General features: G+C 58.5%; 29 protein-coding genes. 17 read left to right on the top strand and 12 right to left on the bottom strand.

Features of this window, described 5'->3' with window-relative positions:
- Window positions 1-8: 8 nt before the first annotated feature.
- The 6 genes from rpsP to ACRZ95_RS19565 all read right to left on the bottom strand — a co-directional run bounded on the left by rpsP (window position 9) and on the right by ACRZ95_RS19565 (window position 4,099).
- A complete protein-coding gene (gene rpsP, locus ACRZ95_RS19540) occupies window positions 9-398 on the bottom strand; it encodes a 30S ribosomal protein S16 (protein WP_170350323.1) in 390 nt (129 codons plus the stop codon).
- 71 nt (window positions 399-469) lie between these two features.
- Window positions 470-766, bottom strand: coding sequence for a chorismate mutase (locus ACRZ95_RS19545; RefSeq protein WP_170380494.1), 297 nt, complete (start codon window positions 764-766; stop codon window positions 470-472).
- Window positions 763-1,314, bottom strand: a complete 552-nt coding sequence (locus tag ACRZ95_RS19550; protein WP_170681327.1) for a GNAT family N-acetyltransferase — start codon at window positions 1,312-1,314, stop codon at window positions 763-765. The genes ACRZ95_RS19545 and ACRZ95_RS19550 overlap by 4 nt, the downstream gene beginning before the upstream one ends.
- Window positions 1,311-1,865, bottom strand: a complete 555-nt coding sequence (locus tag ACRZ95_RS19555) for a GNAT family N-acetyltransferase (RefSeq protein WP_170681325.1) — start codon at window positions 1,863-1,865, stop codon at window positions 1,311-1,313. Before ACRZ95_RS19555 ends, ACRZ95_RS19550 begins: the two co-directional genes overlap by 4 nt.
- A complete protein-coding gene (ffh, locus tag ACRZ95_RS19560; RefSeq protein ID WP_170681323.1) occupies window positions 1,866-3,374 on the bottom strand; it encodes a signal recognition particle protein in 1,509 nt (502 codons plus the stop codon). It abuts the gene before it with no gap.
- A 206-nt stretch (window positions 3,375-3,580) separates the two neighbouring features.
- Complete coding sequence (locus ACRZ95_RS19565; RefSeq protein WP_170681321.1) at window positions 3,581-4,099, bottom strand: hypothetical protein; 519 nt, start codon at window positions 4,097-4,099, stop codon at window positions 3,581-3,583.
- A gap of 88 nt (window positions 4,100-4,187) precedes the next feature.
- Between ACRZ95_RS19565 and ACRZ95_RS19570 the strand changes: the two genes are divergently transcribed.
- Window positions 4,188-4,718 (top strand): prolyl-tRNA synthetase associated domain-containing protein, encoded by a 531-nt coding sequence (locus tag ACRZ95_RS19570; protein WP_170681319.1) that lies wholly within the window; start codon window positions 4,188-4,190, stop codon window positions 4,716-4,718.
- On the opposite strand, the gene ACRZ95_RS19575 is transcribed toward ACRZ95_RS19570, so the two are convergent.
- Window positions 4,719-5,459 (bottom strand): aspartate/glutamate racemase family protein, encoded by a 741-nt coding sequence (locus ACRZ95_RS19575; protein WP_170681318.1) that lies wholly within the window; start codon window positions 5,457-5,459, stop codon window positions 4,719-4,721. It lies immediately after the preceding gene.
- Between the two features lie 73 nt (window positions 5,460-5,532).
- Complete coding sequence (locus tag ACRZ95_RS19580) at window positions 5,533-6,114, bottom strand: NAD(P)H-dependent oxidoreductase (protein WP_170681316.1); 582 nt, start codon at window positions 6,112-6,114, stop codon at window positions 5,533-5,535.
- 112 nt (window positions 6,115-6,226) lie between these two features.
- Between ACRZ95_RS19580 and ACRZ95_RS19585 the strand changes: the two genes are divergently transcribed.
- From ACRZ95_RS19585 to ACRZ95_RS19600, 4 genes are all read left to right on the top strand, one after another.
- Window positions 6,227-7,105 carry a LysR family transcriptional regulator gene (locus ACRZ95_RS19585; protein ID WP_170681314.1) on the top strand — a complete coding sequence of 293 codons (879 nt, stop codon included), beginning with the start codon at window positions 6,227-6,229 and terminating at the stop codon, window positions 7,103-7,105.
- Window positions 7,102-8,007 carry a DMT family transporter gene (locus ACRZ95_RS19590; protein ID WP_170681312.1) on the top strand — a complete coding sequence of 302 codons (906 nt, stop codon included), beginning with the start codon at window positions 7,102-7,104 and terminating at the stop codon, window positions 8,005-8,007. Before ACRZ95_RS19585 ends, ACRZ95_RS19590 begins: the two co-directional genes overlap by 4 nt.
- Before the next feature lie 59 nt (window positions 8,008-8,066).
- Window positions 8,067-8,342 carry a hypothetical protein gene (locus ACRZ95_RS19595; RefSeq protein WP_170681310.1) on the top strand — a complete coding sequence of 92 codons (276 nt, stop codon included), beginning with the start codon at window positions 8,067-8,069 and terminating at the stop codon, window positions 8,340-8,342.
- A gap of 87 nt (window positions 8,343-8,429) precedes the next feature.
- Window positions 8,430-8,843 (top strand): universal stress protein, encoded by a 414-nt coding sequence (locus tag ACRZ95_RS19600; RefSeq protein ID WP_170681308.1) that lies wholly within the window; start codon window positions 8,430-8,432, stop codon window positions 8,841-8,843.
- Between the two features lies 1 nt (window position 8,844).
- Here the strand turns inward: ACRZ95_RS19600 and ACRZ95_RS19605 are convergent, their stop codons facing one another.
- A complete protein-coding gene (locus ACRZ95_RS19605) occupies window positions 8,845-9,180 on the bottom strand; it encodes a metalloregulator ArsR/SmtB family transcription factor (protein ID WP_170681306.1) in 336 nt (111 codons plus the stop codon).
- Between the two features lie 84 nt (window positions 9,181-9,264).
- On the opposite strand from ACRZ95_RS19605, the gene ACRZ95_RS19610 reads away from it, so the two are divergent.
- The 8 genes from ACRZ95_RS19610 to ACRZ95_RS19645 all read left to right on the top strand — a co-directional run bounded on the left by ACRZ95_RS19610 (window position 9,265) and on the right by ACRZ95_RS19645 (window position 15,602).
- Window positions 9,265-10,176 (top strand): DMT family transporter, encoded by a 912-nt coding sequence (locus ACRZ95_RS19610; protein ID WP_170681383.1) that lies wholly within the window; start codon window positions 9,265-9,267, stop codon window positions 10,174-10,176.
- 185 nt (window positions 10,177-10,361) lie between these two features.
- A complete protein-coding gene (locus ACRZ95_RS19615; RefSeq protein WP_170380482.1) occupies window positions 10,362-10,694 on the top strand; it encodes an AtpZ/AtpI family protein in 333 nt (110 codons plus the stop codon).
- A 2-nt stretch (window positions 10,695-10,696) separates the two neighbouring features.
- Window positions 10,697-11,455: a F0F1 ATP synthase subunit A gene (locus ACRZ95_RS19620; protein WP_170681303.1), complete on the top strand. Its 759-nt coding sequence runs from the start codon at window positions 10,697-10,699 to the stop codon at window positions 11,453-11,455.
- A gap of 48 nt (window positions 11,456-11,503) precedes the next feature.
- Entirely contained in the window at window positions 11,504-11,728 is a 225-nt protein-coding gene (locus ACRZ95_RS19625) for a F0F1 ATP synthase subunit C (RefSeq protein WP_170681301.1), read from the top strand.
- A gap of 86 nt (window positions 11,729-11,814) precedes the next feature.
- Entirely contained in the window at window positions 11,815-12,366 is a 552-nt protein-coding gene (locus ACRZ95_RS19630; RefSeq protein ID WP_170681299.1) for a F0F1 ATP synthase subunit B', read from the top strand.
- A 5-nt stretch (window positions 12,367-12,371) separates the two neighbouring features.
- The gene (locus ACRZ95_RS19635; RefSeq protein WP_170681297.1) at window positions 12,372-12,932 is read left to right on the top strand and encodes a F0F1 ATP synthase subunit B; all 561 of its coding nucleotides are present in this window, start codon (window positions 12,372-12,374) and stop codon (window positions 12,930-12,932) included.
- A 147-nt stretch (window positions 12,933-13,079) separates the two neighbouring features.
- A complete protein-coding gene (locus ACRZ95_RS19640) occupies window positions 13,080-13,937 on the top strand; it encodes a DUF5672 family protein (protein WP_170556363.1) in 858 nt (285 codons plus the stop codon).
- Window positions 13,938-14,087: 150 nt separating this feature from the next.
- Window positions 14,088-15,602, top strand: a complete 1,515-nt coding sequence (locus ACRZ95_RS19645; RefSeq protein ID WP_170681295.1) for an FkbM family methyltransferase — start codon at window positions 14,088-14,090, stop codon at window positions 15,600-15,602.
- Between the two features lie 17 nt (window positions 15,603-15,619).
- Here the strand turns inward: ACRZ95_RS19645 and ACRZ95_RS19650 are convergent, their stop codons facing one another.
- Window positions 15,620-16,396, bottom strand: coding sequence for an FCD domain-containing protein (locus ACRZ95_RS19650; RefSeq protein WP_170556365.1), 777 nt, complete (start codon window positions 16,394-16,396; stop codon window positions 15,620-15,622).
- Between the two features lie 149 nt (window positions 16,397-16,545).
- On the opposite strand from ACRZ95_RS19650, the gene ACRZ95_RS19655 reads away from it, so the two are divergent.
- The 4 genes from ACRZ95_RS19655 to ACRZ95_RS19670 all read left to right on the top strand — a co-directional run bounded on the left by ACRZ95_RS19655 (window position 16,546) and on the right by ACRZ95_RS19670 (window position 22,193).
- Window positions 16,546-17,754: an aminotransferase-like domain-containing protein gene (locus ACRZ95_RS19655; protein WP_170681292.1), complete on the top strand. Its 1,209-nt coding sequence runs from the start codon at window positions 16,546-16,548 to the stop codon at window positions 17,752-17,754.
- A gap of 35 nt (window positions 17,755-17,789) precedes the next feature.
- On the top strand, window positions 17,790-18,185 hold the full coding sequence (locus ACRZ95_RS19660) for a hypothetical protein (protein ID WP_170681290.1): 396 nt from the start codon (window positions 17,790-17,792) through the stop codon (window positions 18,183-18,185).
- A 141-nt stretch (window positions 18,186-18,326) separates the two neighbouring features.
- Complete coding sequence (locus ACRZ95_RS19665; RefSeq protein ID WP_170681288.1) at window positions 18,327-21,782, top strand: AAA family ATPase; 3,456 nt, start codon at window positions 18,327-18,329, stop codon at window positions 21,780-21,782.
- A 54-nt stretch (window positions 21,783-21,836) separates the two neighbouring features.
- Window positions 21,837-22,193: a hypothetical protein gene (locus ACRZ95_RS19670; RefSeq protein ID WP_170668012.1), complete on the top strand. Its 357-nt coding sequence runs from the start codon at window positions 21,837-21,839 to the stop codon at window positions 22,191-22,193.
- A 24-nt stretch (window positions 22,194-22,217) separates the two neighbouring features.
- On the opposite strand, the gene ACRZ95_RS19675 is transcribed toward ACRZ95_RS19670, so the two are convergent.
- Together ACRZ95_RS19675 and ACRZ95_RS19680 are read right to left on the bottom strand one after the other, a co-directional pair.
- Window positions 22,218-22,703, bottom strand: coding sequence for a LysM peptidoglycan-binding domain-containing protein (locus tag ACRZ95_RS19675; RefSeq protein ID WP_170681286.1), 486 nt, complete (start codon window positions 22,701-22,703; stop codon window positions 22,218-22,220).
- A 132-nt stretch (window positions 22,704-22,835) separates the two neighbouring features.
- Window positions 22,836-23,999, bottom strand: a complete 1,164-nt coding sequence (locus ACRZ95_RS19680; RefSeq protein ID WP_170681284.1) for a lytic murein transglycosylase — start codon at window positions 23,997-23,999, stop codon at window positions 22,836-22,838.
- Window positions 24,000-24,005: the final 6 nt, after the last annotated feature.

Below are 24,005 nucleotides of genomic sequence, written 5' to 3' on the forward strand. Positions count from 1 at the left end.
CGGCCTGCTTATTCTTCTGCTGCAGCTTCTTCAGCCGGTGCAGCAGCAGCTTCGGCCGCTTCAGCAGCCTTTGCAGCTTTCTCTTCTGCGCGCTCTTGGGCTTTCTTGCCCGGAGTACCCTTGTTGGGGTTGTTGCGCTCGGCTTTGTCACGAGTGCCGGCAGCTTCCAACATGCGTGCGATACGGTCGGTAGGCTGAGCGCCCTGATCCAGCCAGTACTGGATGCGCTCCATGTTCATTTTCACGCGCTCTTCGCTGTCTTTCGGCAGCAGCGGGTTGTAGGTGCCCAGTTTCTCGATGAAACGACCATCGCGAGGCATACGGCTGTCAGCCGCAACGATGCGATAGAAGGGACGTTTTTTCGAGCCGCCGCGGGCGAGACGAATTTTCATTGCCATGGTGGTATCTCCTTTAGATGGCGTGTACCGGGAATTGCCCGGTCAATTCTGGTATTTGTTGAACCGGACGTTCACTCTTGATGTTTCCGGTGGTGTCGGATGACTTCCTGAATGATGAAATTCAGAAAAGCCTTGGCGAAATCTGGGTCCAGATCGGCCTCTTTCGCCAGGTCTTCTAGCCGTGCGATCTGCGCGGCTTCGCGCGTGGGATCGGACGGGGGAAGGTCGTGTTCGGCCTTGAGCTTGCCAACGGCCTGCGTGTGCTTGAACCGCTCGCCCAACGTATAGACAAGGATCGCGTCCAGCCGGTCGATGCTTTCGCGATGCTCTTTCAGCAGCGTCGCAGCCTGTGTCACGGGGTTCGTCATTGGCCGGTCCTTTCGGAGGTCAAAGCAGTTTTAGAAACGGTGATACGCGGGTGACGCCACATCTGGGCTTTCTTGCCCAGCAGCTCGGCTTCGCGCTCATAGGTGGCGCCAAGACGCTCGGCCAAAGCGCGCGAGCGGTCATTTGCGTGGGCGATATAGGACATAACGCCGTTCAGGCCTTGATGCTGGGCAGCGTAGTGGCGCGCGGCCTGCGCGGCCTCAAAGCCCAGACCTTTGCCTTCTGCCTGCTCCATCAGGGTCCAGCCCAATTCCGGCTCATCCCAGCCCGGAGCAAAGATCATACCCGCCCAACCAACGAACGCGCCGCTGGATTTCTGTGTCAGATGCCACAGGCCAAAGCCATTGAGCGCCCAATGGCCCAACCGTTTAACCAGCGAATCCCAGCTGCCCAGTTCATCCTTCGGACCTCCGACCATATAGCTGCGTTCTGTATTGAAGAACGCAGTCATCGCGGGAAGGTCGTCCTGATGCGGTGCGCGCAGGATAAGACGTTCGGTTTCGACAGTGGGGATGTTGAAAGAGGTCATGCGTAGGCCTCCATTCCACCATTCACCAGATCCGCCGGGGCTGGGTGCCGCCAGATTTCCGACGTCCCATATTTGGGATGCTCGTAATTGTATTCGAACTGTGCGCCCAGACGTTTGGCAACGGCGATGCTGGCGTGATTATCAGGATCGATCAGCGAGATCGCAGTATCCCAACCCAGAACATCATAGGCATAGCTGCGCGCTGCAAACCCGGCCTCAGTCGCGTATCCCTTGCCAGTGGCGTGGTTCAGCAGCGTCCAGCCAACCTCGGGTTCAGGCCAGCCTTCGGGGCACCATAGACCGACACGACCAAGATATTCGCCGGTGTCTTTTTCATCGACGCTCCAGTATCCGTAGCCGCGCAGCGACCAATGGCCCAGCAGAGCAGCGATCACACGCCATACCTCGTCCCGGCGCATCTGACCGCCGACATACTTCGCAGCTTCGCTGGAGAAGAACGCGGTGTCTGCGTCCAGATCAGCCTCGAACGGCGCGCGCAGAATCAGGCGCTCGGTCTCAAGTTGGGGGATATTAGGCGCGAGGGCAGTCATTTACTTCTTCTTGCCAAACCCGCTGAGGCCCTGAGGCAAGCCCATGCCGCCGCCCAGTCCGGGCAGACCACCGGGCATCTTGCCACCCATGGCCTTGGCCGCCTGTTCCAGCGCCTTGGGGTCCATGCCTGCTGCCATTTCTTCGGGCGAGGGACCACCTTTGCCGAACATGCCCTTCATGGCCTGTTTCAGCATCTTGCCTTTGCCCATCTTGCCCATTTTCTTCATCATGTCCGACATCTGCCGGTGCATCTTGAGCAGTTTGTTGAGGTCGCTAACCTCCATCCCCGAACCGGCGGCGATCCGTTTCTTACGGCTGGCCTGCAGCAGCTGCGGGTTGGCGCGTTCGCGTTTGGTCATCGACTGGATCATTGCAATCTGCTGGCGCAGGATCTTGTCATCGAGACCGGCCTGATCCATCTGCTTGGCCATCTTGCCCATGCCAGGCATCATGCCCATCATGCCCTGCATACCGCCCATCTGGATCATCTGCTCCAGCTGCATTTTCAGGTCGTTCATGTTGAACTGACCTTTGACCATGCGCTTCATCATGCGCTCGGTCTGTTCCATCTCCATCGTTTCCTGGGCCTTTTCGACCAGAGCAACGATGTCGCCCATGCCCAGAATACGACCAGCGATCCGGTCCGGCTCGAAGGTTTCGAGCGCGTCCATCTTCTCGCCCAGACCAACAAAACGGATCGGCTTGCCGGTGACAGCGCGCATCGACAGCGCCGCACCGCCGCGCCCGTCACCGTCCATCCGGGTCAGGACCACGCCGGAAATGCCGACCTTGGCGTCGAACTCCTCGGCGACTTCAACTGCGACCTGGCCGGTCAGGCCGTCGACGACCAGCAGGGTTTCGCGTGGGTCAACCACATTGCGGACCTGCTCGACCTCGTCCATCAGCACTTCGTCAATGTGCAGACGGCCCGCAGTGTCGAGCATGTAGACGTCGTAACCACCCAGCGTCGCCTGCTGTTTGGCGCGTTTGGCGATATCGACCGGCGTCTGGCCCGGAACGATCGGCAGCGTGTCAACACCAACCTGCGTGCCCAAAACAGCAAGCTGATCCATCGCCGCCGGGCGATAGACGTCGAGCGAGGCCATCAGGACCTTCTTGCCCTCTTTCTCTTTCAGTCGTTTGGCGAGCTTACCGGTGGTCGTGGTTTTACCCGAGCCCTGCAGACCGACCATTAGGATCGGGGCAGGCGGGTTGTCGATCTTCAGCTTGCCGGGGTCTTCTTCGCCACGCAGGGTTTCGACCAGCGCGTCGTGCACGATCTTGACGACCTGCTGGCCGGGCGTGATCGACTTGGTCACCGCCTGGCCGGTCGCCTGCTCCTGAACCTTCTTGACGAAAGCGCGCGCCACCGGCAGCGAGACGTCGGCCTCAAGCAGGGCAACGCGAACCTCGCGCAGGGCGGTTTTGACGTCTTCCTCGGACAGCGCACCTTGTTTTGTCAGCCGGTCAAAGACGCCAGAGAGGCGTTCGGATAGATTTTCAAACATGCCTTCGGCCTCCTATGCCGGTTTAGATGTGGCATCCCCTAAGTAGGAAACGCCGGTTAAATGCACAATTGCCCCCTCCCACTGAATTAGACGTGGGGGTAATGCCAAATGGCATTGCCCCCACGGGCGAAACTCGCTGGTGGGGGGCGATCCCTGAACGACTCAAGGGACCGGAAGGTCTACGCTTCCGGATGTTTGGTGGGGCTTTAGGCGGATTGGATGTCAGAGTCAACCGTGTGCGCCGGAAGCCAGGCATTGACCGCATCGACCATCCGCTGTGCGCCGCCTCCGCTGACATAGGCTTCGACAATCGGGTGACGACCAGCACTCATGCCCTTTTCTAAGATTAGAACAGGGCGATGCATCTTGGACGAGTTTCCTTTACGGCTCGAGGTGGTGGTTTCCACCTCGGCATGGGAGAGGTTCGACAGATCATGTTCCACGGTGTCATAACCAAAGATCGATTGGCGGCGGATCACGATGCTGTTTGTGCGACGGTCCAGTATGACCTGCACGCGCCGCACAAAGACGCAGAAGGCGCCAAAGCCCAAACCTCCACCGACCAGGGCAAAGAAAATGCCGAAGAAGATGCCCTCACCCCCTTCGGTGGCCATGAAGAGGCCTGCGCCGACGAAACAGAGGATGAAGACAACCAGCATGATGCCTATCAGCCAGGGTGTATTGGACAGGATCAACTGGTCCGGGGTGTTGCGCGTGACTTTCATGGCGGTACGCTAGCATCGAATTCGAGGGCTGTCGTGGCTTGAATTCGCCCGCGCGTTGCGCGATGAGCGCGTCGAACAGGAGGGTCTCATGGACGCATCATCCGCTTTTCAGGACACATTGCCGCTCAGTTCCGATGCGTTGTTGGCGCAGCTGGATGATTGGGGGTTGGAGTATCGGCTGCATTCTCATGTGCCGCTGCGCACAGTTGAGGATGCAAAGGCCGTTGAGGACCAGTTTATGGTGCCGGGTGAGAATGCCTTGCGGTTGAAGAACCTGTACCTGCGCGACAAGAAAAAGCGCAACTATCTGGTGACGCTTGAACAGAGCCGCGAGATTGACCTCAAAGCGCTGGGCGCTGAATTGGGGATCGGTAACCTGTCTTTCGGCTCGGCGGATCGCTTGTTGGAGAACCTCGGCATCCGTCCGGGTGCAGTCAGCCCGCTGGCGATGATCAACGGGGTACAGAATAACGTGCGGTTCTTCATGGACGCAGCGGCGCAGCAGGCCGACGTGATCTACATGCACCCGCTGGTCAATGACCGAACCGTCGCGATGACGCAGTCCGATTTGATGGCGTTCTTCGACCGGATCGGATGCGCCGTGACCTGGCTGCCTTAGTCACTCCTCCAACGCTTGTTTCAGCGCGGCGGCTACATGGGCCGCCGAAGGGTTGATGAACAAATGTCCGTCGGCTTCGAACACGGGATCGTCCAGATGGTTGGGGAAGGCCAGCGGCAGTTCCGTACAAGCCAGCAGGATGGCCGTGCCCGGTTCTGCATGCTTGTTACAAAAGGCCAGCAGCCGGTCATGAGCGGATTCTGACGCACCGCCGTAAAACTCGTTGTCGATCATGGCCTGCATCTCGGCGATTTCGACTTCGGGCAGACGATCATTTGCGGCGAGGCCCTCCTGTGCCAACCTGTCGGCGTAGTTGGTCGCCTGCATGGTCACGGCCGTGCCCAAAACCAGCGCCCGTGACGCGCCTGTTGACGCGGTGACCTCGGCCGTCGCGTCGAAGATGCTGAGAATTGGCATCGACACGCCCTGCCGGATAGCATGAAGACGTGCGTGCGGAGTGTTTGAGGCGATGATGCCAAAGTCGCATCCCGCATTCTCCAAGGTCAGAAGCGCCTCTCGAAACACCGCGTCGAATGCGGTCCAACTTGCCTCATCGCCGGCCATACCGCGCAAGGCCCGTGTTTTGGCTTGCGTGACGGACTCGATTGTCATCGGTGGAATGGGGAGGGGGGACCCGTGTCCACGCGCGGCGAAGTGGCGGCTCGCCCCTTCGGAAATCGCGCGGTAGTAATCCACCGTCGAGGCCCAGCCGACGCCCCCAAGAATTCCGATCTTTTTCATGACAAACGCCCAATCCGCAGAAAGCTACTGCCGTGCAGATTGGACGTTTCGCTTTGCTTTGGCCAGAGCCTGATCAGGCTGCCAGTTCACCAATGGCTTTGTGGGCATTTTTGACCGACGAGTCGGCGTCAATGGCCAATTGATCTGCAGCTACGACGTCGACGTCAGTGATGCCGATGAAGCCTAGAACATGCTTGGCGTAATTGGTTGCAAAGTCGATTTCAGATCCGACCGCCGTGCCACCTGATGCGATTGCCAGAACGGCGCGTTTGCCTTCGAGAAGGCCTTTGGGGCCGTTTTCGGAGTAAGAGAATGTCAGACCGACTCGGGCAACCAAATCAATCCATGCCTTGAACGCCGCCGGGACCGAGAAGTTGTAGATCGGCAGGCCGATCACGATGGTATCGGCGCGTTGAAGTTCGTTCACCAGCTCGTCGGACAGGGCCAGTTGATCACGCTGAACGGCATCGCGTTGGTCTGCCGGAGTGAAGTTAGCGGCGATCCAGTCCTCGGTCAGCAGGGGCAGGGGGCTGGCCAGATCGCGGCGGATGATGCGTTCCGCGCCAAGATGCTGGACGACGCGATGCGACAGGTCGCGGGTTGCTGATCCGGTGCGGCGGGCCGAGGCGTCGATATGCAGGATTGTTTTGGTCATGATGTCCTCATTGGGGAAATTTCGCTCTGCTCCCAATATGAGCGTTGTGCTGGCGAACAAAACTCGGCTAAGTCAACATTGAGTGTTTGAAATTGCACATTATGAGGTCGTGATGGACAATTGGGACGAAGTCAGAACCGCGTATCAGGTGGCCCGTATGGGAACGGTCAGCGGCGCGGCCGAGGTTCTGGGCGTGCATCATGCAACGGTCATTCGCCATATCGACGCCATCGAGGCGCGCCTTGGAGTGAAGCTGTTCCAGCGTCATGCGCGGGGGTACACCCCGACCGAAGCGGGTGAGGACCTTTTGCGCGTGGCCCAAGCCACAGAAGATCAGTTCAACCAATTGGTTGGTCGCATGAAAGGGCGCGGCGATGACGTCTCGGGCGAGTTGGTCGTGACCTCTCTGGCGTCGCTGGCCCCCCTGGTCGTGCCGACATTGACCGAGTTTCAGAGGTCACATCCGGGCCTGATCGTGCGCTATCTGACCGGGGATCGTCTGTTTCGGCTGGAATATGGTGAGGCGCATGTGGCCATTCGTGCAGGTGCCGCGCCTGATCAGCCTGACAATGTTGTACAGCCCTTTGTAGCGCAGGAGGTCGGGCTCTACGCCAGCAAGGATTATATAGCACGGCGCGGCAAGCCTTCGGGTGTAGAGGATTTTGGCAATCACGCATTTGTCGGCAATGACGATGAAAACAGCCGCGCGCCGTTTTCACGCTGGCTGCGTGCAAATGCACCGGTTGAGGCGATGACTTTCCTGTGTTCCAACAACTTCACCTGCGGCGAAGCGGTTCTGGCTGGGGCAGGGATAGGCTTCATGGCCCGGTGGGAGGCCGTGCGCCATCCTGAACTCGAAGAGGTCATGGAGCCGCTGCCGGAGTGGTCCGGCAAGCTGTGGCTGGTGACCCATGTAGACCTGCATCGTACGACCAAGGTGCAGTCTTTCCTGCAATTCCTGAAGGACCAGTCCAAGGGCTGGCTGCCATGAGCCCACAAGCGCGTGGCCATCTGGCCATGCTGGTCTTCTCGGCCCTGGTCGCAGGCAGTTTCTCGTTGGGGTCGATCATCGCCAATGAGATCGCTCCGGCGGCGCTGAATGCGGTGAGGTTCGGGATAGCAGCAGCTGTGATCGGCCTTGCCGCATTGGCCACCACCGGTTTGCCACGCAGTGCAGCGCAGGCGCCTTGGCGGTATCTTGTGCTGGGCGGGCTGTTCGCCACCTATTTCGTGCTGATGTTCTACGGGCTGCAAACCGCCCCCCCGGTCAGCGCGGCTGCGGTATTTACCCTTACACCCGTGATTGCCGCCTTCGCTGGGTGGGCGCTGTTGCGTCAGGTCACAACGCCCCGGATGGCTCTGGCCTTGGTGGTCGGCGCGGCAGGTGCGCTTTGGGTGATCTTTCGCGCTGATTGGCAGGCGTTCCGGGCGTTCTCGATCGGAGGAGGTGAGATCATCTATTTCTGGGGCTGTGTCGCCCATGCGATCTACACCCCGATGGTGCGCAAATTGAACCGGGGCGAGCCGGCCGTGGTGTTCACCTTCGGCACGCTCGTCGCAGGGTGCCTGTTGCTGACCGGCTTTGGCTGGCGCGACATCCTTGCAACCGACTGGGCCAACCTTCCGGGTATCGTTTGGCTGGGCCTGTTCTACCTGTCCTTCTTTGCAACAGCTGTCAGTTTCGTGCTGGTGCAGTTCGCAGCTTTGCGCCTGCCCTCGGCCAAAGTGATGGCGTATACTTATCTCGTCCCAAGCTGGGTGATCCTGTGGGAGATCGCGCTGGGCAACGGCATCCCGACAGGCCTTCTTCTGGGTGGGGTCGGGCTGACCATCCTCGCGCTTCTCATGCTCTTGAAAGACGAAGCGCCCGCTCCGCAAACAGCGCCGGAGTGACTCTTGTGCTTGATCCCAGCTGTGGCAGAATTCGACCATTGCACGAAAGGAACGCAAAAATGACCCGAGTTTTCGTGATTGGAACGGCCCTTTTTCTCTGTGCCTGTGCCCCGAGCGGCTCTGACAAGAAGGGATCAGATCTGCAGGCCAGTTGCGAGGCGCTGGTATCGGCGGAAACGGGTGTGGCATCTGGCGATGTTCAGGCGACCTCAACGCGGTCAGAGGCAACGGGAACGGTCGTGAGCGTCTCTGTGGCGGGTGCTGAAGCGCCCTGGATTTGCCGGGCCGATGCGACCGGTGTGATCACCGGTGTAGAATACAGTCAGGAGGGGTAAACCGGCCCTTTTTTAAAGGGGTTGAGCCAGATCAAGGCCCCAAATTGCGTTGTCCTCTAACCTCAAACCCGGAGAGAGGAGGAATTCATGTACAATCACATCATGATCCCTGTCGACTTGCATATGCCGCCTGAGGTCCAGAAGGCAACTGCAGTCGCGGCTGAAATCGCCAAATGGCAGAGCGCCAAGGTTACCCTCGTCAGCGTGACGGGTATGCAGCCTGGCGAGGCCTTGCAAACGGATGAGGCGATTGCCGAAAGCCTATCGGCGCTGGCAGACGAGATCGGCAAACTAAGTGGCACCGAGGTTGAGACGCGCAATATCCACTCTGTCGATGTCGCCGCCGAGGTAGACGGGGATCTTGCGAAAGCCGCCGAAGAGATTGGCGCGGATCTGATCGTTGTTGGCACACACGCCCCGCGGATCACAGACTACATCTTCACGAGCCACGCCGGGAAACTGGCGCAGCATTCAAAAATGTCGGTCTTCGTGGTCAGATGACTTAGGGGTCGTCTCCCGACGGTAGCTCGACTTCCAAAAACCGTTCGAACGCGTCCAGATTGACGGGTTCGAACTGCCCGAAGCCCTGCATCCAGACCGAGGCTGTGCGCAGGGCGTCCGGCTCCAGCTTGCACCATTTCACCCGCCCGCGTTTTTCCTGGCTGATCAGCCCGGCCCGGGTCAGAATGACCAGATGTTTCGAGATCGCGGCCAGAGACATCTCGAACGGTTCGGCCACATCGGTGACGGCCATGTCATCCTCCAGCAGCATCGCAAGGATGGTGCGGCGGGTCGGATCGGCCAAAGCGGCAAAAACAGTATCGAGGTCGTTTGACATGTCACGTTCCTAATACGCAGGAACCGGTTTGACAATTTGCGGCCCATCGCGATGCTGCGCGTTGACTTGAAAATGGGTGTCTCAATGCCGCTGAAATACTGGCTGGTGATCTGTATCCTCGGCATAGGCTGGGGCATGTCTTTCATGTTCAACGCCATTTTGCTGCGCGAACTCGGGCCGCTGTCCGTGTCCATGGGGCGGGTTGGGTTTGGAGCACTGGGGTGCTGGATTTACGTCATTGGCGCCCGTCTGAACGTACGCCTGTCAGGCAACCGCGCGATTGCCTTACTGGGGTTTGGTGCGCTCAGCTATGCCGCGCCATTCGCGTTTTACGCGCTGGGCCAGCAGCATATTGGTGCCGGCGTGGCGGGTATCGTGAATGCAACGACGCCTGCCTTCGCGGTCATCGTCTCGCATTTCTGGCCGGGGGGTGAGCGGGCAACCTTCTTGAAGTCTATGGGCGTGGTCTGTGGGTTCGCGGGCATTGTCGTGCTGTCGCTGCCGGTTCTGTATTCCGGGGCCGGTTCCCAGTTCTGGGCCATACTGCTGATCCTGCTGGCTCCGGTCTGCTACGCCTTCTCGGTCAACTTCGCGCGCGCGTTCCAGGATATGCAGCCCGTGGTTCTGGTTGCCTTGGCTCTGACCGGAGCAACACTGGCAATCACTCCGCTGGCCCTCTGGCAAGAGGGGTTGCCCCATGTCACCCGGGTTGAGACCTGGGCGTCTCTGCTGATGATCGGATTTGTCCTGACCTCGGCGGCGTTCATCGTGTTTTATTGGCTGCTGCCCAAAGTGGGTCCGACGAACATTTCAACCGTTACCCTCATCGCGCCGGTCTCGGCGTTGGTGCTGGGAACGTGGGTGTTAAAAGAGGCCCTGCGCCCCGAGCATATGCTTGGTATGGCAGCGATCCTTGTCGGGCTTTTGCTGATCGATGGCCGCATTGTTCGGCGGATGCGCCAAGGCACGGAAGTCAAAGATCAACCAAAGGGTTGAATATGGCATTTTAGGCGGATTGCCTGATTTTGGCCTTTGCCTGTGCAGTTGAGCGATTTTGAGTAGGTGGTTTATTATTTTAAAATCAGTACTTTAACCTGCGTCAATTCGGGCGTTCAAGCCCGTTGACTCTGCGCCCCTTGCCCCTTAGCACCTAGCCTCAAGACTATACGAGGGAAACGCCCGTGACCGATGACGACCAAAAGCAGCGTATGGCGCAGCTTGAGGCCAAGATCGACGCGGCGAAAAAGGCAAAACAGCCCAAGCCCCGTGCAGATGCTGACGTATCCGGAGGCGAGCTTGCCTGGAGGATGGTCATCGAAATGGTATCCGGTCTGGGGATCGGATTTGGCATCGGATATGGGCTGGATAGCCTGCTCGGGACAATCCCGATCTTTCTGGTGCTGTTCACATTGCTGGGCCTTGTCGCGGGCGTGAAGGTTATGCTCCGCAGCGCGAAAGAGGCCCAAGAGAAACAAATGGCGGCGACGGCTGCCGAGAAGGACGAGAGGGACTGAACGTGGCAACTGAGACCACCGCAGCAGAAGGCAGCAGCCTGGTATTCCACCCAATGGATCAGTTCATCGTCAAACCGCTGTTTGGCGACGGCGCTGTTGGTATGTTCACCATCACCAACGTAACCCTGTGGCTGTTCTTTGCAATCGTCGCGGTTATTCTGCTGCTGGTTCTGCCCACATCGAAGCGCGCGATTGTTCCGACACGTATGCAGTCTGTTGCAGAGCTGACCTACGGATTCGTCTACAAGATGCTGGAAGACATCTGCGGCAAGGAGGGCGTTAAGTTCTTCCCCTATGTCATGACCCTGTTCATGTTCATTGTCTGCGCCAACTTCCTGGGCCTGATCCCGACCTCGTTCACTACAACCTCGCATTTCGCGGTCACCATTCCGCTGGCGCTGGCAGTGTTCCTGACCGTAACCGTTCTGGGCTTCGTCAAAAACGGCGCCGCGTTCCTGGGTCTGTTCTGGGTTTCCAGCGCGCCTCTGGCCTTGCGCCCGATCCTGGCGATCATCGAGCTGATCTCGTACTTCGTACGCCCCGTCAGCCACTCCATTCGTCTTGCCGGTAACGTCATGGCTGGCCACGCGGTTATCAAGGTTTTCGCAGGCTTCGCTGCGGTTGCCGTGATCTCGCCCGTGTCCGTTCTGGCGATCACCGCAATGTACGGTCTTGAGGTCCTGGTGGCCTTCATTCAGGCCTACGTATTCACCATTCTGACCTGTGTTTATCTGAAAGATGCGCTGCATCCGTCGCACTAAGGTCCGAACACCCAACATCGAAACTTCCAATTCGTAAGGAGATACATCATGGAAGGCGAACTCGCACACATCGGCGCAGGCCTGGCAGCAATCGGTTCCGGCGCAGCCGCAATCGGGGTGGGCAACGTAGCAGGCAACTTCCTGGCCGGCGCTCTGCGCAACCCTTCGGCGGCTGCTTCGCAGACCGCAACCCTCTTCATCGGTATCGCGTTCGCAGAAGCCCTGGGGATCTTCGCATTCCTGGTCTCGCTGCTGCTGATGTTCGCCGTATAATCTGCGGAACCTGATCCTTACGCGCAGGTGGGCCCAAGCCATAGCGGCCCACCTGTTGTAAAGACACGTTTCCGACGGAGGATATCATGGCGACTGAACCCATTACTAAAGAGGTAGCTGGCTCGTGCGTCGACTCCTATGGCTCTGCCATCGGGATGCCGCAGCTCTGCTTCGATTGGTTCCCCAACCAGATTTTCTGGCTGGTCATTACGCTGGTCGTCATCTTTCTGGTCCTGTCTCGCGTGGCTCTGCCTCGCATCGCGGCAATCCTGGCTGAACGTCAGGGGACCATTACAAATGACCTGGCTGCGGCCGAAGATCTGAAGGCCAAAGCGGTCGAGGCCGAAGAGGCCTATAACAAGGCGCTGGCCGATGCCCGTTCTGAGGCTCAGCGTATCGCAGCGGAAGCCCGCGCCGAAATCCAGTCTGGTCTGGATGACGCGATTGCCAAAGCGGATGCGGAAATCGCTGCAAAGGCGGCTGAATCGGAGAAGGCAATTGCCGACATCCGTGCCGGTGCGTTGGAAAGCATTCAAGTGGTTGCCAAAGATACGGCGGCTGAACTGGTGACTGCACTGGGCGGCGAGGCAGATGCCAAAGCCATCGACGGTGCCGTTGACGCGCAGATGAAAGGATAAGTGACATGCGGAACACTCTTGCCCTTATCCTGACCTTCGGCGCGGCCAGCCCCGCATTGGCGGCCAAAGGACCGTTCTTCTCGCTGGGCAACACCGACTTTGTCGTCCTTCTGGGCTTCATCGTCTTCATCGGGGTTCTGTTCTACTTCAAGGTCCCCGGCATGATCGGTGGCGCCCTGGACAACCGTGCCGAGGGCATCAAGTCGGAACTCGACGAAGCCCGAGCCCTGCATGAAGAAGCCCGCAGCCTGCTGGCCTCGTATGAGCGTAAGCAGCGTGAAGTGCAGACGCAGGCAGATGCCATCGTGGCTGCGGCCAAGGACGATGCGGCTCTGGCAGCGGAACAGGCCAAGGTCGACCTGGAAAAATCCATCGCACGCCGTTTGGCGGCCGCGCAGGATCAGATCGCTTCGGCTGAAGCTTCGGCTGTGAAGGAAGTTCGCGATCAGGCGATCTCGGTTGCGGTATCCGCTGCAAACGCCGTTCTGGCGAAACAGATGACTGCGACGCAGGCGAACAAGCTGATCGACGCGGCCATTGCTGATGTCGGTGCTAAGTTGCACTAGAGCATGCAAGACCAATGTTTCAGGCGCCTGTTGAGGTGCCTGAAACATAACAACACCGAACGTTGCGGACGCCCTGTATTTCCAAAGAACAACACTTCTATAGTACCTGCTGGTTGCATTGAAACAGAGTGACTTAGGAGATTGATCTTGAACAAGTCAGTAAGCAGTACATGTACTGTTGTGGTTCCGGTCTATCGTGAACTTTGTTCGGCTGAGCTTCAGGTACTCAAGCACAATCTGGACGTGTTGGCGAGAAATAGAGTCGTGCTCATTGGTTCACGCTGTCAACGTGATTTGCTGCGAAAAACGAGAGATGTCATATCACCAGCGGTCGGACAGGAAGTTTTCTTGGAGCTCTTTGAAGGCAATCACTTTGAAAGTGTAAAAGGTTACAACAGTCTACTAAAGAGCGAGACATTTTTTCGCCGCTTCTTGGACAGCGAGTACATTTTGATCTGTCAGCATGATGCGGTTGTTCTAAGGGATGAAGTTGAGGAGTGGGTGCAAAAAGGCTATGCATTTGTCGGAGCACCTATGTTTAAAGGGTATAGCGAGCCTCACAGGCCATTGAAGCTCTTGAAGACGTTGAATGGAGGGTTCAGTTTGCGCCACGTTCAATCTGCTTTGAGGGTGTTGCAATCGACGAAAATGATCAATCGAACCAAGTTTTTTAGTACGCTTTCTAAGCTTGGTTTCGTGCGTATTGCTGATTGGATTTGTCGAATTTTTCTAAATTCCAGGGTAATGGTTGTGAAATCCGGTATAAACGAGGACATTTTTTGGTCCGGATTTGTGCCAGAAAGATTTCCAGAATTTCGGGTTCCACGGCCGAGAGACGCCGCTCAATTTGCCTTTGAAGCTTGTCCGTCAGAGTTATATGAACTGCTTGACAGAAAATTACCAATGGGCGGTCATGCTTATGAGCGGTATGAGCCTGACTTTTGGGTAAAACATGTGCCCGCCGAATTGAAGGCTGCGATAGGATATTTGGGAAAAACTGAATAGCGAAGGCCGGACTATTGCTTCTGCCGAAGTGTCAAACAAGGCAAACACTTGGTCGGCAGGTTTCATTGGACACCAGCCTGGCAGAGCTCAGTACAATCTTGCTTTGTGCAAACTGCGACGCATGTCGCGCGAGGAAACGGACGAAAAGAAATGAAAACGATACCGAAGGCGTCTGTCGTAACCAACAAGACCGGGTACGAGTTGGAGTTTTCGTTCTGTTCGTTGGTGTCCAGCGCTGATCAATACCAAAATATGATTGTTTCAATGCGAAATGCGGGTTTTGATGATACATTTTGCGAGTTTCTATATGTCGACAATCGCGTGGAAAATACTGGTGATGGATTTGCTGGTTTGAATGCGGCCCTAAACCAGGCTCGAGGGCGGTATGCGATTTTGTGCCATCAGGATATCCTTGCAATAGATGGACCCACAAGGTTGCGAGAAGTAATTTCACAAGTTAGCGAGCTGGATCCAAATTGGGCGGTTTTAGGGAACGCAGGAGTTGGAGGCAAAGATCGTTATTACTATTTGACTGAAAGAAACACAGTTGTCGCAGGGACGAAAAGGAACCCAATAGCCAGGGTGAATTCTCTTGATGAGAACTTCATGGTGGTTCGCCAAAACACCCGCGTTGCATTCTCGAATGATCTCACGGGGTTTCATCTCTATGGAACAGACCTCGTTGCGCAGGCCGAAATGCGAGGATACTCTTGTTACGTCGTCGATTTCCGAGTGGAGCATTTGGGCCTAGGCAAGATTGACGATGCGTTCAAGGAATCTTGCAATAGGTTCGAAGAAAAATATGCTCGCGCATTCAAGCCGAAGACTGTAACCACGACATGTGCAACAGTCGACATTGGTACATTGGAAGGTAAGGGGCGAAAAGATCGCTACCTTGGATTTGAACGCGGACCAAACTTTGTTCGGCCGAGTAAAAAAGCGAAGAAGAAAATTCGTTCAAAACTGTCGGGGCACACCATTGAAATAGACGGAATGCGATTCAGCTACCCCGAAGATATTCCTTTTGCTGCGTACCACGCCCTCTACAAAGGGATTTATCAGCAACCAGAGCGCAATTTGATGCAGGACTATCTTCCTCCTGATCTCCCAGTCGTTGAACTTGGTGGATCCTATGGAATTGTCTCAGGACTTTTGAATCGAAAACTGAACGAGGACGCTCGCCAAGTTGTTGTCGAAGCTAACCCCGAACTCTTAGACCTATGCAGAGAAAACGCGCTCGCTATCAACCCTAGTCGAAAACTTGCGCTAGTTAATTGTGCGATAGACTATTCTGGAAGAGATAGTATCCCGTTTACGGTCACCTCCGGTACCCACGGTAGCCATGTCGCTGAAAACTGGCGGGACAACGGAACCGGTGGCGAAAGAATATCGGTGCAAGCCATAACATTGACGCAGCTACTGCAACAAGAGTGCATTGAAGGTGAGTATTCTTTGGTGTGTGATATTGAAGGCGCTGAGTTCGATCTGATTTCCCAAGATGCAGCGGCGCTTAGCAACTGTCGCGCAATGATCGTGGAATTGCATCCTGGAGTGTTTTACGATCGGGGGAAAACCGTTCAGCAATTACTAGAAAAGCTGGAGGCTTACGGTTTTGAAATTCAAAAAAGTGAAGCGACGGTTGTTGCTGCCGTACGAGCAACCTAGGAATTGGTAAACCTACATCAATCGGGCCACATCATCGGTAGATGTTGAAGTCTTTGCTTTGCGATTTCGTCATTTCGTTTCGAGGTTTGTTGCTCGAAGAGACACGTTTCGACAAAACTCAAGTGTTTTTCAACAGCTTGCTTTGCCTTGAAAGGATCGCGCTGTTGCAGTGCCTGATTGATCGCTCGGTGTTGGTCGAGGATGGCTTCGCGGGTTGCGCGTTGCTGGAACATCATCTGGCGATTGTAGAACACGCCCTGACGCAGCAGGTCATACATTGACCGCATCATATGCAGCATGATTACATTGTGGCTGGCCTCGATGATGGCCATGTGGAAGTCCGCGTCCAGTTGCGCCTCATCTTGGGTGGCGTTGCGGTCATGGGCGGCCTCCATCCGGTCAAAGATCGCCTGAACGACTTTCAGATCACTTGTCGATCCCAGACGCGCGGCACGCTCGGCGGCCAGCCCCTCGAGGTCGCGGCGGAAAGAGAGGTAGTCGAACACTGCCTCTTCATGGCTGCCAAACAATCGGATCAGCGCTGGCGAAAAGGCGGACCCGAGCACCTCGGCTACGTAGATTCCTGACCCGGCTTTCGCGGTCAGCAGGCCCTGCTCCTGCAATTCGGCGATGGCGTCGCGGAGGGATGGGCGAGAGACTCCCATCCTCTCGGCCAGTTCTCGTTCTGACGGCAATCTCTCGCCGGGGCGCAGGATGCCACGCAGGATCAGCAGCTCGATCTGCCGGACCACTGCAATCGATAGCTTCTCGGTCTGAATTTTCTGAAAGGGCATAGGGTCGTCCGAAATTGGTCAAAACATATGACCACAGGGCGCGTGCAGGTTCAAGAACAGGGCCTCACATCGTGTGAAACATTAGGTCAATATTATTGACTTTATTTGGCGTCCGCATAGGCTGCGCGCATTGAGATCGGAGGAGCCCAATGACCACACATCCGCTATTCGCCACTCGGACGCAGAACATGAAGGCATCCGAGATCAGGGAGTTGCTGAAACTCCTGGATCAGCCAGATATCATCTCATTCGCCGGTGGTATCCCCGATCCTGCCCTGTTTCCGGCGGACGCGTTTGCGCAGGCCTTTCAGGCAGCTCTTGGTCCGGACCGGCAGGCGCAAGCGCTGCAATATTCGGTGAGCGAAGGATATGCTCCGCTGCGCGAATGGTTGGTCGACCATATGGCCTCAATCGGAGTCGCGTGTGACATGGACAACATCCTGATCACTTCGGGCTCGCAGCAGGCGCTGGACTATTTGGGCAAGCTGTTCTTGTCTCCCGGCGATACCGCCTTGGTCGGCTGGCCGACCTATCTGGGTGCAATCTCCGCGTTCAATGCCTATGAGCCGCGTTTCGACCAGCTCAGCATTCCCGGCAATCAAGGGGCCGAGGAATATCGAAAGGCCGCAGGCGAGGGACGGGTCAAATTCGCGTATCTCTCGCCGGACTTTTCCAATCCCACGGGTGAAACTGTCGATCTGCGTGGGCGCGAGGCACTGCTGGATCTGGCCGAGGATCTGGACTGCGTGGTTATCGAAGATGGGGCCTATCAGGCGCTGCGCTATGACGGTGCGCCAATCCCTCCGATTCTGGCGCTGGAGCAAGCGCGGAAGGGGTCGATTGAGGGCTGTCGGACGATCTATTGCGGCAGCTTCTCGAAAACCCTGTCGCCGGGGTTGCGGGTTGGTTGGGTTGTGGCGGCCAAACCTATCATCTCGCAGCTGGTTCTGATGAAGCAGGCGGCGGATCTCCATTCGGCCACGATCAACCAGATGGCTGTGCATCAGGTGGCGCAGGCCTGTTTCGAAAGCCATATCCCAAAAGTGAGGCAGACCTATCGCGCGCGCCGCGATGCCATGTTGACGGCGTTGCAGGCCCATATGCCCGACGGTGTCTCCTGGACCAAACCCGAGGGTGGGATGTTCGTGTGGCTGACGCTGCCCGCCGGGACCAGCGGTGCTGCGCTTTTGGCCCGAGCTCTGGACACGGTCAAAGTGGCCTTTGTTCCCGGTCAGGCGTTTTTCCCGGATGGCAGTGGTGAAAACACCCTTCGGCTGAGTTTCTCAAACTCCGATGAGGACACCATCCGCGAGGGCATTCGGCGCCTTGGGCAGGTGCTGCGTGCTGGCGGTCAGTAAGGCTTCGTTAACCATATCGCCGTTAGAACGGCAGCATGATGCGCTTGCTTCCTGTCCTGCTGCTGGCTGCCTGTTCGGGTGGCTCGCCTCATTTCCGTGATATGCCTGCGACGCGGGTTGCAGTGAATGGTAGTGTCTTTGACGTGCGTGTGCGCGGCCCATTGGCCGAGGCGGTGCGAGTGAACTCTCAATACGCGCCGCGGCTGGGGCCGGTTCGCGACCGGGCGGCGCTAGCCATGGCGCAGGTCTCGGGCTGTCCGTTGATGGATGTGTTGGGGGATGCGGCGGTGACGGTGGGCGTGTTGGGCTGTGATCAGGAACTTGGGGAAAAGCTGATCTTTGGTGCGCTGCTTTTGCGGCCCTATGAATGCGTCAACTACGGTTATTCCGGCAGTTCCGACTATCAGGTCTTTGAGTGTACGCCCTATTAGCGCGCGTCGCATTGCGCGTGAAACTGCCAAGATGTTGTGGATAACTCGGGTCCATCGCCCATATCCTGCGCATATCCGTTGACTCGGCCCCAATCCGTTGCGCAGACTTCCCTGTATTAGGAATCATGGGACAGGCGGCCTTTGCGCTTTAGCAAACTCAAACTGACCGGCTTCAAAAGCTTTGTTGATCCGACCGATCTGATCATTGCGGACGGGTTGACCGGTGTGGTGGGTCCCAATGGCTGCGGCAAATCCAACCTTCTTGAAGCTCTGCGCTGGGTGATGGGCGAAAACCGTCCCAAATCCATGCGTGGCGGCGCGATGGAGGATGTGATTTTCGCCGGGGCGGCTACGCGACCTGCGCGCAACTTTGCCGAAGTGGTCCTAACCATGGACAACTCGGAACGTCTGGCGCCTTCGGGCTTCAATGACAGCGACCAGTTGGAGATCATCCGCCGCATTACCCGCGATGTCGGCAGCGCCTACAAGACCAATGGCAAGGACGTGCGCGCCCGCGATGTGCAGATGCTGTTCGCCGATGCCTCGACCGGGGCGCACTCGCCGGCACTGGTGGGTCAGAACCGCATTGCCGAGCTGATCAACGCCAAACCCCGCGCCCGACGCCGCATTCTGGAAGAGGCTGCCGGGATCTCAGGCCTCTATCAGCGGCGGCATGAGGCCGAGTTGAAGTTGAAAGGCACTGAGGCCAACCTGACCCGTGTCGATGATGTGTTGGAACAGTTGGGCGGCCAACTTGCGCAATTGGCGCGTCAGGCGCGTCAGGCCGCGCGCTACCGCGAGATCGGAGAACAGCTGCGGCAGGCCGAGGGGATGCTGCTTTATCGGCGATGGAAAGAGGCCGATATCGCCCGCCAGGTTGCCGAAGACAAGCTGCGCGACCGGATCACAGAGGCTTCACGCGCTGAAGCCGCTGCTCGAGAGGCCGCTGCCAAACGCGCGGAGATTGAGGAAACCTTACCGCCCCTTCGCGAAGAAGAGGCCATCGCCGCCGCCGTCCTGCAACGCCAGCAGGTACAGCGCGATCAACTCTCGGATCAGGAAACCCGCGCGCGCCAGACCATTGAGACGCTGACCAACCGCATCCAGCAACTCGGCAACGATATCGAACGCGAAACGGGCCTGAACCGCGATGCAGGCGAAATGATTGAGCGCCTCGAATGGGAAGCCCGCGAGCTGATCAAGGCTGCGGAAGGTCATGATGAAAAGGTTGCCGAGGCAGCTGAGGTGGCGCGCGAAGCGGCCTCGATCCTGCAGGAACGCGAAGACCACCTGTCTCAACAGACCGAGGATATGGCCCGCCTGGTCGCGCGCCACCAGTCGGCGCAGCGCTTGGTTGAGGACAGCCGCAAGACCCTAGCTCGGTCCGAGGGCGAAGAGCAGAAAGCGCGGCTGGCGGTGGACGATGCCAAGTCTGCCCTGACGCGCGCGGATGACGCTTTTGAGGCGGCGCAAGAGGGTGAAGAAGAGGCTCGTGAAGCTGCCGAAGCGGCCGAGGAAGCGCTGGCTGCCGCAGATGAGATGCGGACCGAGACGCAGGCGCGCGAGGCTGAGGCCCGGGCCCAACGGTCCGAGGCCGAGGGTGAGTTGGGGGCTATACGGGCCGAAACCACCGCGCTGGCCAAACTGGTCGAACGGGACACTGCCGAAGGTGGGCAGGTGCTGGACCTTCTGCGCGTCGCACCGGGCTTTGAAAAGGCGCTTGGGGCGGCTTTGGCCGACGATCTGCGCGCGCCCTTGGTTGAGGGCGATGAGCCATCAGGTTGGGTGCAGGTCGCGGGCTACGACGCGGATCAGCCTCTGCCGGAAGGGGCCGAACCTTTGGCGCTGCATGTCTCGGGGCCGGATCGCCTCAGCCGCCGGATCGCGCAAATCGGCTTGGTTGATGCAGAGCTTGGCGCGCGGTTGCAGACGTCCTTGAAACCGGGTCAGCGGCTGGTGTCGCGATCCGGTGATCTGTGGCGCTGGGACGGATTCCGCGCCTGGGCCGAAGATGCACCCAGCGCAGCTGCCTTGCGGTTGGAGCAGTTGAACAAGCTGGAAGCTTTGAAACAGGAACTCGCCCGCACCGAGGCGCAGGCCGAAGGGGCCCGCGCAGCGCATGAGGCCCTGTCGCAGCAATTGGCCGATGTCACCGAAGCAGACCGCCGCGCGCGTGAGGCGCGCCGCGGGGCCGATCAGCGCATGGCCGAAGCCGCCCGCGCCTTGTCGCGCGCCGAGGCGGATCGCAATCTGGCGCAGGGCAAGCTGGAAACTCTGACCCTGTCTGTGGATCGCCACAAAGATGACGCCATGTCTGCCCGCGCGCAATTGCGTGAGGCCGAAGCCGCGCTGACCGAACTGGGCGACCTCGACAGTGCCCGCGCGCAGGTTGAAGACATCAAGCAAACGGTCGAAGCCGCGCGGATCACAATGCTGACCCACCGCTCGACCCATGATGAGTTGCGCCGCGAAGGTGAGGTTCGGACACGTCGCAGCCAGGAGGTGACGAAAGACCTCAGCGGGTGGAAGCACCGGTTGGAGACCGCCGAAAAGCGGATTTCCGAACTGGCCGACCGAAAGGAGGGGTCCGAGGAGGAACTCTCCGAGGCCATGGCTGCGCCCGCCGAGATCGCCGAGGCACGGGAAGAGCTGAACGAGATGATCGAAGCCGCCGAAGCCCGCCGGGCTGAGGCCGCCGATAAGCTTGCCGAGGCCGAAACCCAGCAGCGGGAGGTTGTCATGGCCGAGCGTGACGCAGAACGCGTGGCCTCAGAAGCGCGCGAAACCCGTGCGGCAGCTGAGGCGCGCTGTGATGCGGCGAAGGAAAGCGTCGCAGCAGCGGCCGAGCGGATTGCCGAAGATCAGCAGCTGACCCCGAACCAATTGCTGAACCAGTTGGACGTGAACCCGGATCAGATGCCCGCCGCCGACGCGCTTGAGGCAGAGGTCAACCGCCACAAACGCCAGCGCGACGCGATGGGTGCGGTGAACCTGCGGGCCGAAGAGGACAGCAAAGAGGTTAAGGAAGAGTTCGACACTCTGAACGGTGAAAAGGCCGATCTGGAAGAGGCGATCAAGGCCTTGCGCAGCGGTATTGCCAGCCTCAACCGCGAAGGGCGCGAGCGTCTGCTGACTGCGTTTGAACAGGTGAATTCGAACTTCGCCATGCTGTTCAAGCACCTGTTTGGCGGCGGCGAGGCCAATCTGGTCATGGTCGAAAGCGATGACCCGCTGGATGCCGGGCTCGAGATCATGTGCCAGCCGCCGGGCAAAAAGCTCTCGACCCTGAGCCTGTTGTCGGGCGGGGAACAGACCCTGACCGCGACCGCGCTGATCTTTGGCGTTTTCCTCGCCAATCCTGCCCCCATCTGCGTGCTGGATGAGGTCGACGCACCGCTGGACGATGCCAACGTCACCCGCTTCTGCGACCTGCTGGACGAGATGTGCCGCCAGACCGACACACGGTTCCTGATTATCACCCACCACGCGGTGACCATGGCGCGGATGGACCGGCTGTTCGGCGTCACGATGCAGGAACAAGGCGTGAGCCAACTGGTCTCGGTCGACCTGAAAAAAGCCGAGCAGATGGTCGCCTGACCGCTCACCGCAACGTTATGACGGTTTGGCGGCGGGGCAGGGTAGTCTGGCCGTATGATGCGTTTTCTGATCCCATTTCTGTTTACTGCCGGTCCGGTCTGGGCCGTCGACTGGCCCACCAAACCCGGAGATGTGCCGTTGTCGCCGGATGAACTCGACGCCTTGGCGGGCCGAACACTGACCTTCTACGATGACGGCAAGGCTGCATTCTCGGCGGGCGGTGCCTACTCCTACACTTACGCCAGCGGAGAGTCCGCCTTTGGCACCTACAGCTTCGCCGCGGATGGCAGCGTTTGTATCGCCTATCGCAACGGGTTCAGCCGGTGTGACCTCTATGTGCGCAGCGGCGATCGGTTGATTCTGATCGATCAAAAGGGTGATCGGTATCCAGTTAGACCCGAAGCGCAATAGTAATCTGCCGCTACTCACGCGCGATTAGACGATCGGAATCCTCAACTCCTGACCGGGGAATATTACATCAGGGTCGCTGATAAAATGCGCGTTTGCCCGTTGGATCACCGACACCTGTCCGGCATTGCCGTATTGCGATACAGAGATCGCCGTCAGCGTATCTCCGGGCGCGACGGTGTAGTTCCGATACCCGACATATCCCGGCAGAATGCGCGGACCGTAAAAGATCGGAACATGGACGGTCGGAATCCCGCCCTCCCCACCGGCGCTGTCGTCCTTGACCGTCAGGATCAGACGGTCGAGTTGGAAATTCGGATTGTCAGGGACTTCCAGCGTGGCCTGAAACTGGCGAAGCGCAATTGCCCCAGCCGTCGCGGCTCCATTGAATTCCACATGACCTTCGGTGACCGAGATCGAAAGATGGCCTTCAAAGCCAACGGCGTTGCCTGCGATCATGATTGTCTGGCCGACGATGTCGAAGGGTTGGGGCTGAAGTATTTCAATATTCATTAATGAACTCCTTCGCAATGGATAAGGAAATCATACCCCGAACGGGCTTCGGGACAAAATCGGACCGGTGGAAAATGGCCAATCATGCGCCCCGGCTGACGTTCTGGTCAGCCAGCAGGGGTGCCACTCCGTCTAAAGTCTGTTCAGTAAGTCAACCGTAGGCCAGGCATCCGCAGGCAGGCCCAATCGCGCCTGTTCCGCCTGTACTGCGGCCCGAGTGCCCGCGCCCAGAATGCCGTCGATTTTGCCCACGTCATAGCCGCGCGTTTGCAGCTTGCTCTGCAATTGCTTCATCTGCGCGCCGTTCAGGCCTGCTGCGGGATTGCCCGCGTCATAGATCTGCGCGCCTTCTAGCCTTGTGCCGAAATAGGCCGCCGTAAGGACATAAACAAAGCTCTGGTTCCATTCGAAATAGACGTCGAAATTCGGATAGGCTAGAAAAGCCGGCCCTTTGTGCCCCTGCGGTAGGATCAGCGAGGCAGGCAGGTTGGCCAGCGAGCCGCTACGGGCCTGCACACCCATTGCCTGCCAGTCAGACACTGCACGAGGTTTGCCCGGCCCGGACAGCGACCAATCCATCTGCGCGGGCACTGTCACCTCCTGCAACCAAGGCTGGCCCGGTTGCCAGCCCAGATGCGACAGCATCTTGCCCCCCGACATCAGCGCATCCGGGGCCGAGGTTTTTAGTGAGACCTTGCCGTCCCCATCCCCATCCACGCCGTTTTCCAGAATGTCTCGGGGCAGCATCTGGACCATGCCGATTTCTCCGGCCCAGGCGCCCGTGGTGCGGGCGGGGTCGAAATTGCCCTGACTGTACAGCTCGATGGCCGCGAAGATCTGGGGTCGGAACAACTCGGGGCGGCGGCAGTCATGGGCCAGCGTGACCAGCGCATTGCGGGTGTTGAAATCGCCCTGAAACGCGCCGTAATCGGTCTCGAACGCCCAGAAGGCCAGCAGGACCCCGCGTGAGATGCCATATTCGCGCTCGATCCGGTCGAACACCGCGTCGTATTTCTGGGACATGGCCTTGCCGCGGTCGATCCGGTTGGCCGAGATCAGGCGGCGCGAAAAGTCGATGAAGGGTTTCTGGAACACCCCTTGCGCGCGGTCGGCTTTCAGAACGGCGTTGTCCTGCTGGACGCCCTTGAAGAAGGCGTCGACAGTCGGCTTGTCGAACCCTTGTTGAACGGCCTCGGCCTTCAGCCCTTTGACGAAGGAATTGAACCCTCCGCCACATTGCGCAAAGGCGGGCGAGGTCATCAGGGCGGCGGCGAAGAGGCCGGACAGAAAGCGCATGGGGCG

This window comes from Ruegeria sp. AI3, assembly GCF_056541245.1.

What these genes read in the sequence shown, in the direction of transcription:
- rpsP (WP_170350323.1), bottom strand. Translation starts at nt 398, where the DNA reads ATGGCAATGAAAATTCGTCTCGCCCGCGGCGGCTCGAAAAAACGTCCC.
- ACRZ95_RS19545 (WP_170380494.1), bottom strand. Translation starts at nt 766, where the DNA reads ATGACGAACCCCGTGACACAGGCTGCGACGCTGCTGAAAGAGCATCGC.
- ACRZ95_RS19550 (WP_170681327.1), bottom strand. Translation starts at nt 1,314, where the DNA reads ATGACCTCTTTCAACATCCCCACTGTCGAAACCGAACGTCTTATCCTG.
- ACRZ95_RS19555 (WP_170681325.1), bottom strand. Translation starts at nt 1,865, where the DNA reads ATGACTGCCCTCGCGCCTAATATCCCCCAACTTGAGACCGAGCGCCTG.
- ffh (WP_170681323.1), bottom strand. Translation starts at nt 3,374, where the DNA reads ATGTTTGAAAATCTATCCGAACGCCTCTCTGGCGTCTTTGACCGGCTG.
- ACRZ95_RS19565 (WP_170681321.1), bottom strand. Translation starts at nt 4,099, where the DNA reads ATGAAAGTCACGCGCAACACCCCGGACCAGTTGATCCTGTCCAATACA.
- ACRZ95_RS19570 (WP_170681319.1), top strand. Translation starts at nt 4,188, where the DNA reads ATGGACGCATCATCCGCTTTTCAGGACACATTGCCGCTCAGTTCCGAT.
- ACRZ95_RS19575 (WP_170681318.1), bottom strand. Translation starts at nt 5,459, where the DNA reads ATGAAAAAGATCGGAATTCTTGGGGGCGTCGGCTGGGCCTCGACGGTG.
- ACRZ95_RS19580 (WP_170681316.1), bottom strand. Translation starts at nt 6,114, where the DNA reads ATGACCAAAACAATCCTGCATATCGACGCCTCGGCCCGCCGCACCGGA.
- ACRZ95_RS19585 (WP_170681314.1), top strand. Translation starts at nt 6,227, where the DNA reads ATGGACAATTGGGACGAAGTCAGAACCGCGTATCAGGTGGCCCGTATG.
- ACRZ95_RS19590 (WP_170681312.1), top strand. Translation starts at nt 7,102, where the DNA reads ATGAGCCCACAAGCGCGTGGCCATCTGGCCATGCTGGTCTTCTCGGCC.
- ACRZ95_RS19595 (WP_170681310.1), top strand. Translation starts at nt 8,067, where the DNA reads ATGACCCGAGTTTTCGTGATTGGAACGGCCCTTTTTCTCTGTGCCTGT.
- ACRZ95_RS19600 (WP_170681308.1), top strand. Translation starts at nt 8,430, where the DNA reads ATGTACAATCACATCATGATCCCTGTCGACTTGCATATGCCGCCTGAG.
- ACRZ95_RS19605 (WP_170681306.1), bottom strand. Translation starts at nt 9,180, where the DNA reads ATGTCAAACGACCTCGATACTGTTTTTGCCGCTTTGGCCGATCCGACC.
- ACRZ95_RS19610 (WP_170681383.1), top strand. Translation starts at nt 9,265, where the DNA reads ATGCCGCTGAAATACTGGCTGGTGATCTGTATCCTCGGCATAGGCTGG.
- ACRZ95_RS19625 (WP_170681301.1), top strand. Translation starts at nt 11,504, where the DNA reads ATGGAAGGCGAACTCGCACACATCGGCGCAGGCCTGGCAGCAATCGGT.
- ACRZ95_RS19630 (WP_170681299.1), top strand. Translation starts at nt 11,815, where the DNA reads ATGGCGACTGAACCCATTACTAAAGAGGTAGCTGGCTCGTGCGTCGAC.
- ACRZ95_RS19635 (WP_170681297.1), top strand. Translation starts at nt 12,372, where the DNA reads ATGCGGAACACTCTTGCCCTTATCCTGACCTTCGGCGCGGCCAGCCCC.
- ACRZ95_RS19645 (WP_170681295.1), top strand. Translation starts at nt 14,088, where the DNA reads ATGAAAACGATACCGAAGGCGTCTGTCGTAACCAACAAGACCGGGTAC.
- ACRZ95_RS19650 (WP_170556365.1), bottom strand. Translation starts at nt 16,396, where the DNA reads ATGCCCTTTCAGAAAATTCAGACCGAGAAGCTATCGATTGCAGTGGTC.
- ACRZ95_RS19655 (WP_170681292.1), top strand. Translation starts at nt 16,546, where the DNA reads ATGACCACACATCCGCTATTCGCCACTCGGACGCAGAACATGAAGGCA.
- ACRZ95_RS19660 (WP_170681290.1), top strand. Translation starts at nt 17,790, where the DNA reads ATGATGCGCTTGCTTCCTGTCCTGCTGCTGGCTGCCTGTTCGGGTGGC.
- ACRZ95_RS19670 (WP_170668012.1), top strand. Translation starts at nt 21,837, where the DNA reads ATGATGCGTTTTCTGATCCCATTTCTGTTTACTGCCGGTCCGGTCTGG.
- ACRZ95_RS19675 (WP_170681286.1), bottom strand. Translation starts at nt 22,703, where the DNA reads ATGAATATTGAAATACTTCAGCCCCAACCCTTCGACATCGTCGGCCAG.
- ACRZ95_RS19680 (WP_170681284.1), bottom strand. Translation starts at nt 23,999, where the DNA reads ATGCGCTTTCTGTCCGGCCTCTTCGCCGCCGCCCTGATGACCTCGCCC.